This is a genomic window from Micromonospora sp. NPDC049047, from assembly GCF_040649135.1.
Lineage (GTDB): Bacteria > Actinomycetota > Actinomycetes > Mycobacteriales > Micromonosporaceae > Micromonospora.
Genome location: NZ_JBEZEY010000028.1, coordinates 75577 through 89662 on the forward strand (window position 1 = coordinate 75577; position 14086 = coordinate 89662).

General features: G+C 68.3%; 12 protein-coding genes. 5 read left to right on the forward strand and 7 right to left on the reverse strand.

The features are described 5' to 3' along the window. Window positions 1–72 precede the first annotated feature (72 nt). A complete protein-coding gene (locus AB0B86_RS30210) occupies window positions 73–1284 on the forward strand; it encodes a helix-turn-helix domain-containing protein (protein ID WP_357420267.1) in 1212 nt (403 codons plus the stop codon). A gap of 71 nt (window positions 1285–1355) precedes the next feature. Here the strand turns inward: AB0B86_RS30210 and AB0B86_RS30215 are convergent, their stop codons facing one another. Then, window positions 1356–1943 carry a hypothetical protein gene (locus AB0B86_RS30215; protein ID WP_357420268.1) on the reverse strand — a complete coding sequence of 196 codons (588 nt, stop codon included), beginning with the start codon at window positions 1941–1943 and terminating at the stop codon, window positions 1356–1358. A 998-nt stretch (window positions 1944–2941) separates the two neighbouring features. Between AB0B86_RS30215 and AB0B86_RS30220 the strand changes: the two genes are divergently transcribed. After that, window positions 2942–4576: a hypothetical protein gene (locus AB0B86_RS30220; protein ID WP_357420269.1), complete on the forward strand. Its 1635-nt coding sequence runs from the start codon at window positions 2942–2944 to the stop codon at window positions 4574–4576. Between the two features lie 235 nt (window positions 4577–4811). Beyond that, window positions 4812–5822 (forward strand): mechanosensitive ion channel domain-containing protein, encoded by a 1011-nt coding sequence (locus AB0B86_RS30225; RefSeq protein WP_357420270.1) that lies wholly within the window; start codon window positions 4812–4814, stop codon window positions 5820–5822. Window positions 5823–5902: 80 nt separating this feature from the next. On the opposite strand, the gene AB0B86_RS30230 is transcribed toward AB0B86_RS30225, so the two are convergent. Both AB0B86_RS30230 and AB0B86_RS30235 read right to left on the reverse strand, forming a co-directional pair. Continuing rightward, window positions 5903–6310, reverse strand: coding sequence for a DUF2267 domain-containing protein (locus AB0B86_RS30230; RefSeq protein ID WP_357412132.1), 408 nt, complete (start codon window positions 6308–6310; stop codon window positions 5903–5905). Between the two features lie 73 nt (window positions 6311–6383). Next, window positions 6384–7064: a TMEM175 family protein gene (locus AB0B86_RS30235; protein ID WP_357420271.1), complete on the reverse strand. Its 681-nt coding sequence runs from the start codon at window positions 7062–7064 to the stop codon at window positions 6384–6386. A 587-nt stretch (window positions 7065–7651) separates the two neighbouring features. Between AB0B86_RS30235 and AB0B86_RS30240 the strand changes: the two genes are divergently transcribed. Next, on the forward strand, window positions 7652–8494 hold the full coding sequence (locus AB0B86_RS30240; protein WP_357412134.1) for an aldo/keto reductase: 843 nt from the start codon (window positions 7652–7654) through the stop codon (window positions 8492–8494). An 18-nt stretch (window positions 8495–8512) separates the two neighbouring features. Here the strand turns inward: AB0B86_RS30240 and AB0B86_RS30245 are convergent, their stop codons facing one another. The 3 genes from AB0B86_RS30245 to AB0B86_RS30255 form a co-directional block, all read right to left on the reverse strand. Further along, window positions 8513–9625 (reverse strand): hypothetical protein, encoded by a 1113-nt coding sequence (locus AB0B86_RS30245; protein WP_357412135.1) that lies wholly within the window; start codon window positions 9623–9625, stop codon window positions 8513–8515. Between the two features lie 880 nt (window positions 9626–10505). Continuing rightward, window positions 10506–10706 (reverse strand): hypothetical protein, encoded by a 201-nt coding sequence (locus AB0B86_RS30250; RefSeq protein ID WP_357412136.1) that lies wholly within the window; start codon window positions 10704–10706, stop codon window positions 10506–10508. A gap of 1151 nt (window positions 10707–11857) precedes the next feature. Further along, on the reverse strand, window positions 11858–12346 hold the full coding sequence (locus AB0B86_RS30255; RefSeq protein WP_357402385.1) for a hypothetical protein: 489 nt from the start codon (window positions 12344–12346) through the stop codon (window positions 11858–11860). Window positions 12347–12905: 559 nt separating this feature from the next. Here AB0B86_RS30255 and AB0B86_RS30260 point away from each other — a divergent pair. Further along, entirely contained in the window at window positions 12906–13061 is a 156-nt protein-coding gene (locus tag AB0B86_RS30260) for a hypothetical protein (RefSeq protein WP_357420272.1), read from the forward strand. A gap of 200 nt (window positions 13062–13261) precedes the next feature. Here AB0B86_RS30260 and AB0B86_RS30265 read toward each other — a convergent pair whose 3' ends face one another. Next, window positions 13262–14056, reverse strand: a complete 795-nt coding sequence (locus AB0B86_RS30265; RefSeq protein WP_357420273.1) for an aminoglycoside adenylyltransferase domain-containing protein — start codon at window positions 14054–14056, stop codon at window positions 13262–13264. Window positions 14057–14086: the final 30 nt, after the last annotated feature.

The following is a 14086-nucleotide window of genomic DNA, read 5'->3' on the forward strand; positions in this document are numbered from 1 at the left end:
TTGCGTCTAGGTCCGACGATAGGATCGGCAAACGTCTATCGAATGCGTTCGCCGTCCCTTGCAGGAGGTGTCGTGCCGGACCTGATCGTGGCGCTCCAACGGCGGATTGACGTCAATGCTGTGCGTGCCGTCAATACCTACCAGCGAGAGGTGCCCGAGTACGCGTCACCGTCACCGGAGCAGCTCACGCACATGCTCGACTTCGCGCGTTTCATCCGCCTGGTGAGTCTGGAGCGCGTACGGGACGACACGCCGCTCGACGAGGACGACCTGGCGGCCATCGGCGACGTCGGCCGACGACGCGGCGAGGACCGGCTCTCGCTGGCGTCGCAGCGGCAGGCGCTCAGCACCCATACCGCACTGATGCTGCGCGATGTGGTGGAGACCGCTACTGCGGCCAACACCGAGGACGTGCTCCACATGGCCAACTGGCTCGGGCGGGAGGGCAACCGGGCCCGCGGTGCCTACCTGGACGGGTACGTTGTCGGCGTCGCACAGGCCTGGTCGATGTCGGCTCAGGTCCAGATGCTCGCGCGATCGCTGCTGGCCGACGACGAACCACCGCCGACGGGCATCGCTCGGGCGGCCGGCGTACGTCTTGCGAGTCACTGGCTGGTGACTGTTGTTGGGTTCGACCCGCCGGGCCTGACCGCGCCGGCTCGGAAGCGCATCGTCGCTGCGGTTCTGGCGTCCTGGCGGATCCCGATGTCCTGGCTCGGGCCGGCGGAGTTGGTACTTGTCACGCCGGCATCGGTCGACGCGCCGGCGGGCACGTCGGCATGGCTTGTCGACGGTGGCGTATACGGTCCGGCGGCGGATCGCACCCTGGACCTGGTCCGCGGCGTCGCCATGGACTCCGGCCGTGAGTGCGCCGCCGGCGCTGCCCTCGGGCCCGTGGGCCAGCTGGCCGGTGTGCTGGAGCAGGCACGACAGATCAGCCGACTGACGTCGGCGGAGCGAATGCCCCAGCACCTCTACAGCGTCGCGGACAGGTTCGTCGAACTCGGAGCCGCCCGCTCGCCCCAGATGGACGGTTGGCTGCGGGAGCTCATCACCCGACTCGAAGCCGGCCCGGACCTGATCCGCACCCTCGACGCGTACTACCTGCACGACATGTCCCGACCGGCGACGGCACGGACGCTTGGTGTGCACACCCGCACGCTCGACTATCGCCTGCGACGCGTGGAGGAGTTGATCGGGCTGCGTCCGGCCTCGACCCTCGGCGTGCGGATCCTGACCGCCGCCGTCGCCTGGGCGTTCGCGGACCGGCTGCGGGAGGCATGACGAGGCCGGGCGTAGCCGGTCGACCGCCGCTGGCACCGCGACGGTCGACCGGCTTGATCAGTCCGGCCTCCTCAGCAGGTGACCTGCACGATGGGCGACTGTGTCGTCATCGTCAGTGACGGTGGGTAGTAGCCGCCGGGAGCGGTGTACGTGTGGATGCCCTTGGTGACGTAGTAGTTCGGCACACTCTGGCAGATCGTGAAGGCGACACCTGTGTACGTCTTGTTGCCAGGACCGGAGTTCAGGCCTCCGACCGACACCAGGAAGAAGCCGCTGCCTGGGACGTACTGGTACAACTCGGCCTGAGCACCGATGTACGGGATTGGCGCGTCACACCACGAATCGGCCTTGCCGTCGATGCTGCCCGGGATGCCGTTGCCGCCGGTCGACGCATGTGGGTACTGGGCCCGTGCGGTGCAGGTGATCACATTCTCGGCGGCCGCCATGGCCGGCCCACGAGCGGTCGGCTTCCGGCTGAACGTGGGCGTCGTCGCTGCGGCCTGCTCCCCGGCCAGAGCCTGTGCCGCTGCGAGCACCGGCTGTGGGATCGTCCCGGCACCTGTCGCGGACTCTGCCGCACTGGCCGGAGTGGCAACGGTGGCCACGGAGACCGCCAGCAGTGCGGCGAGCCCGATGCCGAACACGCGACGTTTGAGCATCTTCCCCTCCTAGAAATCGTTCCCCGAATTTGCAGGGGAATCGGAAAACATGGTGAGGAAACTATTCAGCGAAAAGTGCGTCGGCGTCTTCGTGAACAATCGCAAACCTGCGCACCGACCGACCCCTGTCATTGTCATGCCGCGCAACGGGCCGCACCGGCCCCTGACCTGTCGGCACCCTGGCGAAGGGACGAGTCCCGGTATGCGGTTGACCTGGTGTGGCAATTCGGTTGGCGGATCATGAGGGCGCTGTGGTGAACCACGACCTGGGTGGTGACGACACGATCTGGCTGGTCGTCGAGATCCTGGAACAGGCCGCGTTCGGGTAGCGCCCCCTCGACATCGGCGTCAGTGGCGTCGGTTCTGCGGCCCCGGCCGGTGGCGAAGACCCGCGCCCGGGCGGACAGCTTCGGCAGGACGTCGACGACCTGCTCGCCATCGGCCAGGAGCCGGTCGGGCGACGAGAGCCACACGACCAGCGTGGGCAGCCGAGGTGAGAGCGACAGCCCGGGTGCCTCGACCGAAGCCTGGCCGGGCCACGGTCGCAGGTCTATGAAACGAGTAGCCGACGAGAGTGCGCACGGGGGTCTACAGGCGTGCCCCCTCGCCGTGGAGAATGGGCGCATGCGGCGCTGGGGTGGCGGAGTTGCGCGTCTCCCTGTCATCTGCGGGATTACCGTGCTGGGCGGGGTTGCCACCAACGTGGTTGTCGACAACGGCAAGGTCGACTGGGTCGCCGCGATCGTCGCCCTTGCCGCGACGATCGGCGTCGCGCTGCTCGGCAGCCGACCGCACTCGTCACCGCGGCGGATCTGCTGGCCGCCGCGGCCGAGCTCAACGCGGAGATGCGCCGACAGTGGCAGCGGGAGGCAAACCGCCTGGGGCTGGCCACACCGGACGCCATCCGGATGCCGCTGGTCTACGAGACTGGACAACTCGTTGCACCGTCGTCGCAGATCAAAGGCCGGTCGAAGGCCTCGCTGCCGAGACCCCGCGACGTGACCCACATCGGGGAGTTGTACCGCGCGCTGCCCTCCGGCCGGCTGATCGTCCTCGGCGAGCCCGAGGCCGGCAAGAGCGCGGCCCTCACGATGCTCGCTTCACGTCAGGACGAGGGCAGCCGTTCCCTGGTGCCGTTCGCGCTCACCCGGTGGGATCCGTTCGACCAGACGCTCGACGAGTGGCTGGCGGGGGACCTCGCGGGGCAGTATCCGGACCTGGTCCAGCCGCAGGCCGCGCGGCTGCTCGTCGAGCGCGGGCATGTCGTACCGCTGCTGGACGGCCTCGACGAGATGCCCAGCGCGAATCGGACGAAGGCCGTCGAGACGCTCGAGCAGGAGGTCTGGGATCGGCCGTTCGTGCTGACGAGCGTCAGGGATGTCTACGCCGAGGTGGTAGCAGCGGCCGGCGCACCCATACCACGGGCGGCTGTCGTGACGCTGGGCACGGTCACGGGAGCGCTCGCCGGCCCGTACCTCGCGGCCGGCCGCTTCACCGACGCGACACGCTGGGAGGGCGTGGCACCGCTGCTGCAGACACCTCTGATGGTGTACCTCGCGCGCACTGTCTACGACGTCCCCGGCGGCGACCCAGGCGACCTGCTGCGACTCGACGGCCGTCGCGCGATCGAGGAGCATCTGCTGCGCTCCTACCTCGCCGCCGCCTATCGCGACGACGGCCCGCGGCCCGGATGGCTGCGCGGCAAGTACACAGCGAGGAAGGCGGACTCGTGGCTCGGCTACCTCGCGCGGCTTCTACACCGGACCGGGACGACGGACATCGCGTGGTGGCGGCTGGAGACGGTCACCGCGGTGGGCGTGCGGGCGTGGACCGCGGTGGCCGCGTTCGCCGTGACGGCAGGGGTGCTGCCCGTCCTGCTGCTCGGCGATCTGCTCGGTAGTGTCGGCTCCCTCCTCGTGCTGTGCGTCGGCGGCCTGCTCGGTGCCGCGGCCGGGCTCCAGACCATGAATCTGCGCTCGGGCGAGCCGTACGGCACGCCGCCCGGGCATCGACTGCGTGACCTCGGCGGAACCGCCCGCAGTTGGGGCGTGGGACTGTACATGCTCCTCGGCATCGGGTTCGGCATCGCGATAGTGACCACAATCGGGAAGCCGACGCCGCTCACGGAGCCCCAGCAGCGGCCACTCGCCCTGTACCCGCTGCTGGCGGTACTCATGGGCGGATGGGTCTTCGGGCTCGACGCGGTCCGGGACCGGCTCCGGCGGCCGGTCAGCGGACGGGGCAGCCGGACCGGCGTCGCCCGGCTCCTCGCCGCCGACCGCCGGGTCACCGTGGCCGACGCGCTCGTTGTCACGGCCATGACCGGAGTGTTGATCGGCGTCCTCGCCACGGGCCTTGCCGACATCGCACCCGGCGATCCACCGGTCGGCCCCGCCTTCGTGCGCGGATTCCTCGTCGGCGTCGGGTACGGCCTGACCTACGCCCTGTTCGGTCGGGCCTGGGGGCGATGGCTCATCTACGCCCGGCTGCCGCTACTTCTCGGTCGCCGCCAGCCGACCCGGATGCTCGCGTTCTGGCAGGACGCTCACCGTCGCGGCGTCCTGCGCCAGGCGGGAGCGGTCTACCAGTTCCGCCACGCCCACCTGCTCGACCACCTGGCGCAGCGCCGCTGACCGCAACCCCACCATCTGGTCCAATGATCGAAAGCGCTTCCGCTCGGGCCGCCGGGGCGACCTCTGGTCAGCTGTCGGCAACCGGTAAGCGATCGACGGGCGGCTCACGCAGGTGTGGTCAGCGGTTGTTCGCCCATGTTGGCCGCCTACCACTGGAGGGGGTGGCACCCTGAGCACGTGGACGGGACAGCGAGCTGGGGGAAGCTGACATCGGGGTTACGGTGAGCGGCCTCTGATGCGTACCGCGTTGGTCGTAGTAGCCGCGCTGGCGGCGGCGGTGGTCGTGGACCTGATCTCTGGAATGCTGGTCCGCCGCGTGGCCCGTGGCCGTTACCAGTGGTTGCTGGAGCCGCTGCGGCATGCCTGCCGCCGTCCGGCGGCGATGGTCCTGCTGGTCGGGGTGCTGTACTACGCCCTGCCGTTGGGTCCGGCTGGTTGGCAGCGTCATCTGCGGCACGGCGTCCTGGTGGCACTGGTTCTGTCCGGGGCTTGGTTGGTGATCAGGGCGTTGCACGTCGCCGAGGCGGTCGCGTTCAGTCGGCTGCCGGGTGACGCGGTGGCCAACCGGCGAGTCCGGCGGGCTCGGACGCAGATCCGTCCCGTGCGGCGGCTCACCGTCGCCGTGGTCACGATCGTCGCGATCGGCCTGATCCTCATCACCTTTCGGCCGGTACGTCTCTTCGGCGTCTCCGTGTTGACGTCGGCGGGGGTGGTCGGGGCGTTGATCGGTCTGTCGGCCCGTACCGCGCTGGGCAATGCGTTCGCCGGTGTGCAGGTCGCTTTCGCTGATGGTCTGCATGTCGGCGACGTGCTGGTGGTGGACGGTGAGTGGGGTCGGGTCGAGGAGGTGAAGCTGACCAATGTGGTGATCCGGCTCTGGGACGAGCGGATGCTCATCCTGCCGACGACGTACTTCACCGAGCGGCCGTTCCAGAACTGGACCCGGAACGAGTCCCGGGTGATCGGCAAGATCCAGATCCACGTCGACCACACCGCCGACCTGGACGACCTGCGCCGGGAGGCGCGACGGCTGGTCGAGTCGTCACCGCTGTGGGATCGCGGCCAGTGGGTGCTCCAGATGGTCGACTCCACCCCGCAGACGGTGGTCATCCAGGTGCAGGCCTCGGCCGCCGACGGCGCGAGTGCCTGGGACCTGCGCTGCGACCTGCGCGAGGGACTCGTCGCCTACCTGCGCGACAGTCATCCGCAGTGGCTGCCCCGCACCCGCAGTCAGTATCAGCAGTGAACGCGCGAGTCCGGGCCGCCTGCGTCTTCTCGACCAACTCGACGGTGTCGGATCCGCGAATCCCTCGGCCCGGGCGTGGCCTAGGTGCCGATCCGGCGGGGCTGGAGCTGTCCCGACCCTGGCCCGGTCAGCTGCCAGAACTCCTGCGGCAATTGGTCGACGAAGTCCCCGTACTCCTTTGCGCTGACAGCCTCACGGAGGGTATCCAGTACGGCTCGCGCTCCGTCGGTGGCCACCTGGCGATCCACCCCTGCCCGAGACTGCACCCGCTCGAGGAATTCGGTGAGCCCGAACCGTTCCGGATCTTCGGTGGGCCTGGCAACCTGGCCTCGTAGTTCCTCGGGGAGTTGGACGGCGAGGTCCCTTGCCTGGCCACCAGTGATCCGTTTTGCCATGATCTCGAGCGTGGCGCGGGCGATCGGTTCGGCCTGCTCCGGCGGAACCTCGGGTCGTGCTGCCACAGACTCAATGAACTCGCTGTAGTTCACCTCGGATCCCCCCTCGAACGCGGATTGCGGCGGGTACCCGCCCCGGCTCGGGTGAAACGGTGGTGCGCCGCCCTCAGCGTGGTGGGGGAGGGTGATGGGTGATCCGATGGGCCACCCGCAGCTGGTACAGGCCGGCGCTGGTGATGGCGTAGAAGATGGGTAGGAGGAGAAAGATGGCCAGGCCGACCAGCGGCGCCAGCAGGTAGCCGATCAATCCCGCGAGGACGTACAGGACGACCCCGGCGATGGCCCGGACCCGCTCGACCGGAAAGAAGCCGTCCTTGGCCTGGTCCTTCAGCAGGTCGGGGTTCCGGGCCAGGTAGTGGTAGAACGCCAGCCACGTCGCGCACAGCAACGCGCCGATGAGCGCGTAGAAGGCGATGGCCACGCGCTGGTCGGTGTTGTTGTGTTCCTGCAGCGCGTGCGACACGACGATTGTCGGAAACGGCAGCAGCGCCGTGCTGAACAGTACGAGGAGGTTCATCCAGTGCAGGCCGCGATCGACCTGCTGAATGCGGTTGAACGCCGCCTTGTGGTTGAGCCAGACGACGGCCACGTACGAGTAGGACGCGAGATAGGCGACGTACGATGGCCACTGGGCCAGCAAGCCGGACAGGAGGCGTCCAGGCGGTACGTCCGGCACCCGGAGGTCCAGAACCAGCAGCGTGATGATGATGGCGAAGATCGCATCGCTGAACGCCACGGCACGGCTGGTGTCCGACCGGCTGCCCAGGTTCGTCTCCGGTCCGCTCACCGAGTGCGCCTTCCCAGGGTCGTCTGCGGCAAACAGTTGGGCAGTTCGGCTGCGAATGCGCGGTGCCCGCAGGTCGCTACCTCCGGATACGCCGTATCCGGCCACCGGGCGGACCGCGGTGGCCGGATGCGGGCGGTGGTCAAGGTTTGAGGACGACCCTTCTCGCAGCGGCCCTGCTTGCTTTTGGACCCGGGTCGGATCGATCTCCCCGCGTTCGATGCGCTGCAGGCGATCCCTGTCCCGTTGCTCAGCACGACGTCACGGGGCCGATCACCAGCACCGGTACGGCCAGCCAAGCGACGAGGTCGTCGGGCGCACACCTGCCGTACGCCCGTACACCGTGCGCCAGTCGCCGGAGGCCAGCCGGCTGTTGGGCACCGGGCTGACTGTCGCTTCGGGCCAGTCTCACAGCCGCTGCTCGGCGGGAGCGGCAGCCTTTTGGGCGGCGGAACGGCCGCCGCCACGGGCTCAGGACCGGTCTGATGCGGCACAGTCAGCGCCGGTGCGGAGAAGGCCCCGCTCCGCGGGTGTGCTGCCTGTGGCGGCGGGTAACACAGCCAACCCACCGCTACCCGGGAAAGGTTGACATGACCCTCGCCAGCGAAGCGATCGAGATGCCGTCCGGCCAGACCATGCCCGTGCTCGGTCAGGGGACCTGGTACCTCGGCGAGCACTCCACGAGGCGGCGGGACGAGCTCGCCGCCTTGCGCACCGGACTCGACCTGGGCATGACCATGATCGACACTGCGGAGATGTACGGTGACGGCGCTTCCGAGGAACTCGTTGGCGAGGCGATCGTCGGACGACGCGCCGACGTCTTTCTGGTCGACAAGGTGCTGCCGTCCAACGCCAGCCGACGGGGAACCGTAGAGGCCTGCCGCCGCAGCCTCCAACGACTCGGCGTCGACCACATCGACCTCTACCTGCTGCACTGGCGCGGCACGCATCCACTCGCGGAGACGATCGAGGCGTTCACCGAACTCGTTGACGCTGGCGACATCGGGCAGTGGGGTGTGAGCAACTTCGACCTCTCGGACATGACCGATCTTCTCGATGCGGGCGGAAGCGCCTGCGCGACGAATCAGATCCTGTACAACCTCACGCGCCGCGGTCCCGAGTACGACCTCCTGCCGTGGCTACGCGAGCATCACATTCCGGTAATGGCGTACTCGCCGATCGAGCAGGGGCGGCTGCTCGGCCACCCCCAGGTCGAGGAGGTCGCCGCCCGGCACGGGGCCACTGCCGCTCAGGTCGCGCTGGCCTGGCTGCTGCGCCAGGAGACGGTCGCGGCCATCCCTCGATCGTCCAGGCCAGAACACACCCGGGAGAACGCGGAAGCGCGCGACGTGCAGCTGGCCGAGGAGGACGTGGCGGCACTCGACACGGCGTTCCCTCCGCCGTCCGGCCCGCAACCGCTGGAGATGTTGTAGGGCCGGAGGCCGTTCCGGTCACCTACCGCTGTGGGGCTGCCCGTCCTGCTCGTCTCGCCAGCCGCCTGGCTCGGGATGGTAGCCGTACGCGGCAGCCCGGACCGCCTCCTCGTTCTCCAACCCGGAGCCGATCGCGCCACCCACGGTGGCCAGCGAGCTGGTGATCCAGGCGAGCGTCAGGTAGTCGGTGAGGTTCACCGGTCGCTGCAAGGTCTGTTCCAGCACGGATGTGTCGATCAGCAATGCCCCGACGAGCACCGTTCCAGCGAACAGCACCACGTAGGACAGCGCCGTGGCCAGCGTGAGGGTGAGGATCGTACCCAGGTTGAAAAGCCGTGCCAGCTCGGCCGGTGTCTCGCGGGTTGGTCTCTCCCACAGGTCGTGCGCGACGATCAGCCAGGCCACCAACGCCGTCAACCCAAGCAGCATGATCACGGTGAGCCGGAATCCGCCGAGCGCATCACCCATCTGCCAGATGGTGTCCGTGGTGAGCGCAAATGCGGCAGCGCCGAACGCACCGACCAGCAACTTGGACAGCCCCAGCAGAGCGCGGCCAGGGCGGTTGGCCCGGACCATGCCGGTCAACAGCCGCACCCGGCCGATCAGCCCCGAGGCGACGTAGCGCCGCTCGCCGGTGTCGGCCTCGCCGACCACTCGGCGGACGGCGGGAATCCGACGTGTCATCTCGGCCGGTGGCACCCGCTGGTCGGAGGCGTCGGTCAGCAGTCGGCTTACCAGATCCGGAACGGCCGCGCGGGCTGCTCGCAGCTGGTGTAGGCCCAGCGCGGGCAGGGACACCACCGCGACGTGGCGCCGGGCGGAGGTCTGCGCGACCAGCGGCACCCGCTCGGCGTGCAGCGGCAGGTCGGTCAGGCAGATGGCGATGTCCCACTGGTCGCCACTGCGTCGTCGCGCGACATCGTCGAGCAGTGCCTCAACTCCACCGTCCCGGCGCGGTGCTACCTCCCCCCAGCCTTCCCGGACGGTCCACCGCACATCCGCGCCCAGGCGCTCGGCGAGCCGTCCGGCCAACTCGGCGCTGAGCCGCGCGACCACCCGGGCGGGCTGGTCCGGCGGGGTCGCCACCAGCCCGACGACGATCTCCGGGCGCTGCTGTTCGCTGTGGGTCATCGGTGCACCTCACCGGTAGCCGGGCTCGGTCGCGGACGGCGAACACACCGGGGGGCGTCACGCGCCGTCGTGGCAGCTCCCGTGCCGACTGAGATGGTGGTAGAGCCAGGCCGCCGAGCGGACCGCCCCGAGCAGCCGTACAGCGCCACCGCGACGCCCTCGTCGAACCGAGCGCCCCGCCCACGCAGCCTAAAAGACCATCCCGATGGGTGCAGCGGATTCAGAGGAAGGCGCTCCCGTGGCTCGCACTGGTGCACGAGGCAGGTGCCGAGGCGAGTCCCGAGCAGGCAGACATGTCAATGTCGTCCCATCGCCACGTGTCGATGAGATCCAAAAGCTGCTTCCAACTGTCTCGAACGCGGCCAGAGGACAGCAGGCGAATGCGTAGGTTGAGGTCCCGGCTTGCGGCGATGGCATTACTGGCGCTCTCAGTTTTCTCCAGCCCGCTCTCTCAGGACGCGACGCAGGCTGGTGACATATTCCAGAATGTCGACGTAGTGCTGAAGCCGGTGGTCAAGCAGCCACCTCTGTTGCGAGCGCCGCCAAGCCTGCTTTACTCGGCGATTTTGGAGCCAGTTGTTCACCGACACGGTTACGATGGACGCCACGAGGTCGTTGACGACCGCGGGTAGCCATGCCATCGATTGAGTCGCGGACGCGCCTGCCGATTCGAGCATTCCCATGCCTTGGTCTGGGGTTACCAGGGGCAGGTTGCCATCGTCGATGGCGGTCGCGTTACCGGTGCTTGGGGTTCTAGCACCGTTGTACCCATCTGCCGCGACGCGACCGGACGCCGGTCGGGCCTGACCGCCGACCGGCCGGGCGCCGCTATCGGTGCGGCCCGTGCAGGGTTACGGCCGGCTTGGGCGTGGTCGTCACCTCAGAGGAGCAGAGCCACAGCGGTCAGCACGAGCCCGATCGCGGCCATCACGATTCCGGTGAGCCGATATTCCGAGGTCCTTGCCGGGTCGTATTTGACCAGGCCAAAGTGACCGACCAGGCGGGCCATTCCAATAGGTCGCCACGCCAGCAATGCGCCCGCCACCACGGAAAACACTCCTGCAATCAGCATGATGGTCATCGTCGGATGATAGCGCGGCTCAGGCGAAAGTCAGTGCGAGCAGGAGTGCCCGAGGCGACACTCGTCCGCCTCTCGCCACTGTGGAGCGGGAGGTCAGCGGCGTCGGCGACGGTGCCGGCTCACAGCCCCGGCCACAACCATCGCCACCGCCACCACGGCGGCCACTGCCAGCACGATTGACGCTCCAGCCAGTCCCATAACGGGATGGTACGTCGGCGCGTGGCCGCTGTCTCGTCCGACGCCGACGCGGTTGTCTCCAAGGACACGTCGGTGCTGGCCCTCGTGGATGACCCCGCAGGCCGGGTGGCAGCCGCAGCCTCCTATGTCGCACGCCTCGGCTTCGCCACCCATCTCCCGCTGAGTACGACCACAAACACGACAGCAGCAAGCATCCAGGCGAGCCAGGAAGGACCGTCAGGACGCACCACGGTCCATGCAACGATCAAGGACCCGATCATGGCCACCGCCAGAGCTACCAGATAACCGACACCGGCAGCGCTGGCTGGAATGGACAGGCGAGTTCCCCGGGTTTTAGCCGCGATGCGGCTAGCCGTTCCCACAACCATTGCTGCGGGGAGGAGAAAGAAGCCGACGATCCGCTGGGGCAGAAGACCGACTGCCACGATTGCAACGCCCGCGACCACGCCGGATATCGCGTAGTACCACCACGTGACGACATTCGGACGGTCAGTCACATTCGATCGGGCGGAGGGGCTTCCGCTTTTCTGTCTTCCCGGGCCCATAGTCGCAAGTCAACACGTGGCTACATGCTGTGTCAAGTTCTCCGCGAATTGGGGGTGAGCGGTGCATTGAGCCGGGCCGGGCGGTGATCGAAATGCGGCACCGCACCGTCGAGCCGGACGAGTGGCGCTGTCACTGCGAGCGCCAGCGGCTCCTCGGCGGTGCGATGGGCGATGCCTGGCTGGGTACGACCGCCGGTCACGGTGAGCTGTCGCGGTCGAACGGATCCACTGCTGAGGGCTAAACATGGGGCCGAAGTTGACCGAATGCTTCCGGGCGGAGGCCGGCCTGCTGGCGTGCACATAGCTGATCACTGGTTGCTCAGAGGCCACTGATCCGGGCCGCACAGACATGCGAATCGGCGGTGACCGTCCAGGGGAGGGTCACCGCCGATTGCGTTGTCGAACCGGTCAGGCGGCCGAGCAGGCGGTGTCCAGTTCCTTGATGGCGGCTTCCAGGGTCTTCTTGCTGGGCTTGGCGTCGGCGGACTCGTTGTACGCGTCGCTCAGGGCCATCATCTCGTTCTGGATCTTTTCGGAGGCGGCGCTGACTGCCTCGTTGGCGCTCATCGAGTGCGCCAGGATCGCTACCGACCCGGCGGCCCACTGTGCACTGACCGCGAAGTGCCCGGCCGGCGGGCCGATCTTCTCGGCCTTGGCGATCTTAGTCGCGTTGTCCTTGATGTCCTTCTTGATGTCGGCGCAGGCCTTCACCGTGGCCGCGTCGTTGGCGGCGCTGCTGGCTGCGGTGCTGGCCGCGGTGGTGGCCGGGGCGGCGCTGGAGGCCGCCGGGGTCGGCGAGGCCGCGGTGTCCGTAGGTTTGGGCTGCGGATCGCAGCCGGACATTGCGATCGCCGCCGCAACGGCCAAGCCAGTCAGGACGAGTCGAGTACGGTTCATCGATGTTCCCCCATGATCTTTGTGTTCGGCGCACGCTATCAGCCCCGGTCGATCGGGTGGGAACGGTTAATGGGCCGATGAGCGCCGAGCCCCGGAGTCTGACGCTGGATGAAGGGCGGGGTGCCGGGCAGTGCTCGCAGCTGTCGGTCCGTGGACCTGGCGCTACGACGATCGACAGCAGACTCGGCCCGGTCCGCTCGAATGGGTCCATGGTGAACAGTGGCCGTACATCGGCCAGGCTGTCGTCGACACGGTGAACGCCGCTGGCGCTGATTGGTAAGTTGAACCGATGAGGGTGCGGCCACGACTTCCACTGGCTGCCGGGCTGCTGGCCGTGGTGGCCACACTGAGCGCCTGCGACTCCGCAGCCGAGCCCGGCAGCGACACGTCAGGCGTCCGAGCGCCGACCGGACCGACACGGCCGGGAGCGTTGCCAACCCGGAGCGGCCTGATCGACGCGCAGGTGGTTCAGTGGCGCGATTGGCGCCGTGTCGACGATCGAACCCTTGAGGTCACCGTGACTGCCGGTCCCGCCGACTGTTACGGCGCCGAGCCGGAAGTGACAGAGAGTGAAACTGCGGTGGGCGTCCGGATTCGCGTCGGAATGCTGCCCGAGGCGGCCGGCAAGGAGTGCGCAGCAATCGCCAAGGAGTCGGTGGTCCCGGTGCGACTCACCTCCGCCCTGGGCAACCGCAAGGTCGGGCCTCTGAGCTGACGCCAGCGCGTTGACCAGGGCTGTCTGGCCGATGGCTGCTTCGCCGAATCCGAAGATGTCAGCCATGGTGCTTTCTGTCGTCAGCCGGGCGGCGACCACTCGTGCCGAGGTGGGTGGGTCACGACGATTCGGCGACCGGAGCGACGTTCAATGAGCGCACCGCTCGACCGGGGTGGTCCTGCTGGCCGTACCTCTCGTCGTCAATCCGCCGAAGGCGTGATCGGGCGGCCCGTGCCGGCCTCCACGACGTACACCGTGAAATCCGTCGTGTCCTGGAGTCGGGATGCCTGGTTGTCATACTCGGGTCGTCCACCTTCACGCAGGCGCAGTGCTTCCCGAAGGACCCGGTGCCAGCGCGGGTCGTAGTAGTCGAGGCCCCAATGGGCGGCGCCTGACTTGGTTGTCATCCTCCCGGTGACGATCAGGTGATGCAGGCGGGCGACCCCGAGGACGCACCAGCAGCAGGCATAGTCAAGTTCTGCCCCCGGCTCGTCGGCGGAAGAGACGGCGAGCTGGTCACTGATGGCGCGCCAGTAGGTGTCGAGATTGTCGACGGTGTAACGCTTCAGGACATGCGTGTCGGTCCAGATGTCGAGGGTCGACAGCTGCGGGCCGGCGACCGTGACGCCGTGCCGGGCCAACTCGTGCCAGGCGACGACGGGGTCCAACTGCCCGAGTCGGAAGTCGCGGTGCAGCATCACGGGCACCGATGGCAGGTTCCTCGGATCGGACGCCAGATCGGAGACGAGGACGTGCATTCCATCGAAATCGATAGGGGAGTACGCCGCCATCTGCGCGTGTGCCTGCCGCAGTTGCTCCAGCTCGCCGTCGGTTGGCCGGTGGGTGAGGGTGGCGACGAAGTCTACGTCCGACTTCCCCTCGATCCACTCCCCGAACCCGATGCCACCAGTGAGGTAGAGGCCGGTCATCAGCCCCCTCGGCGCCAGCGAGAGGAAGTGGTAGCAAAGTTCCTGGACTGCTGCCGGGAGGTTCACGGGGTGACCCTACTCGTCGCATTCGAGGCC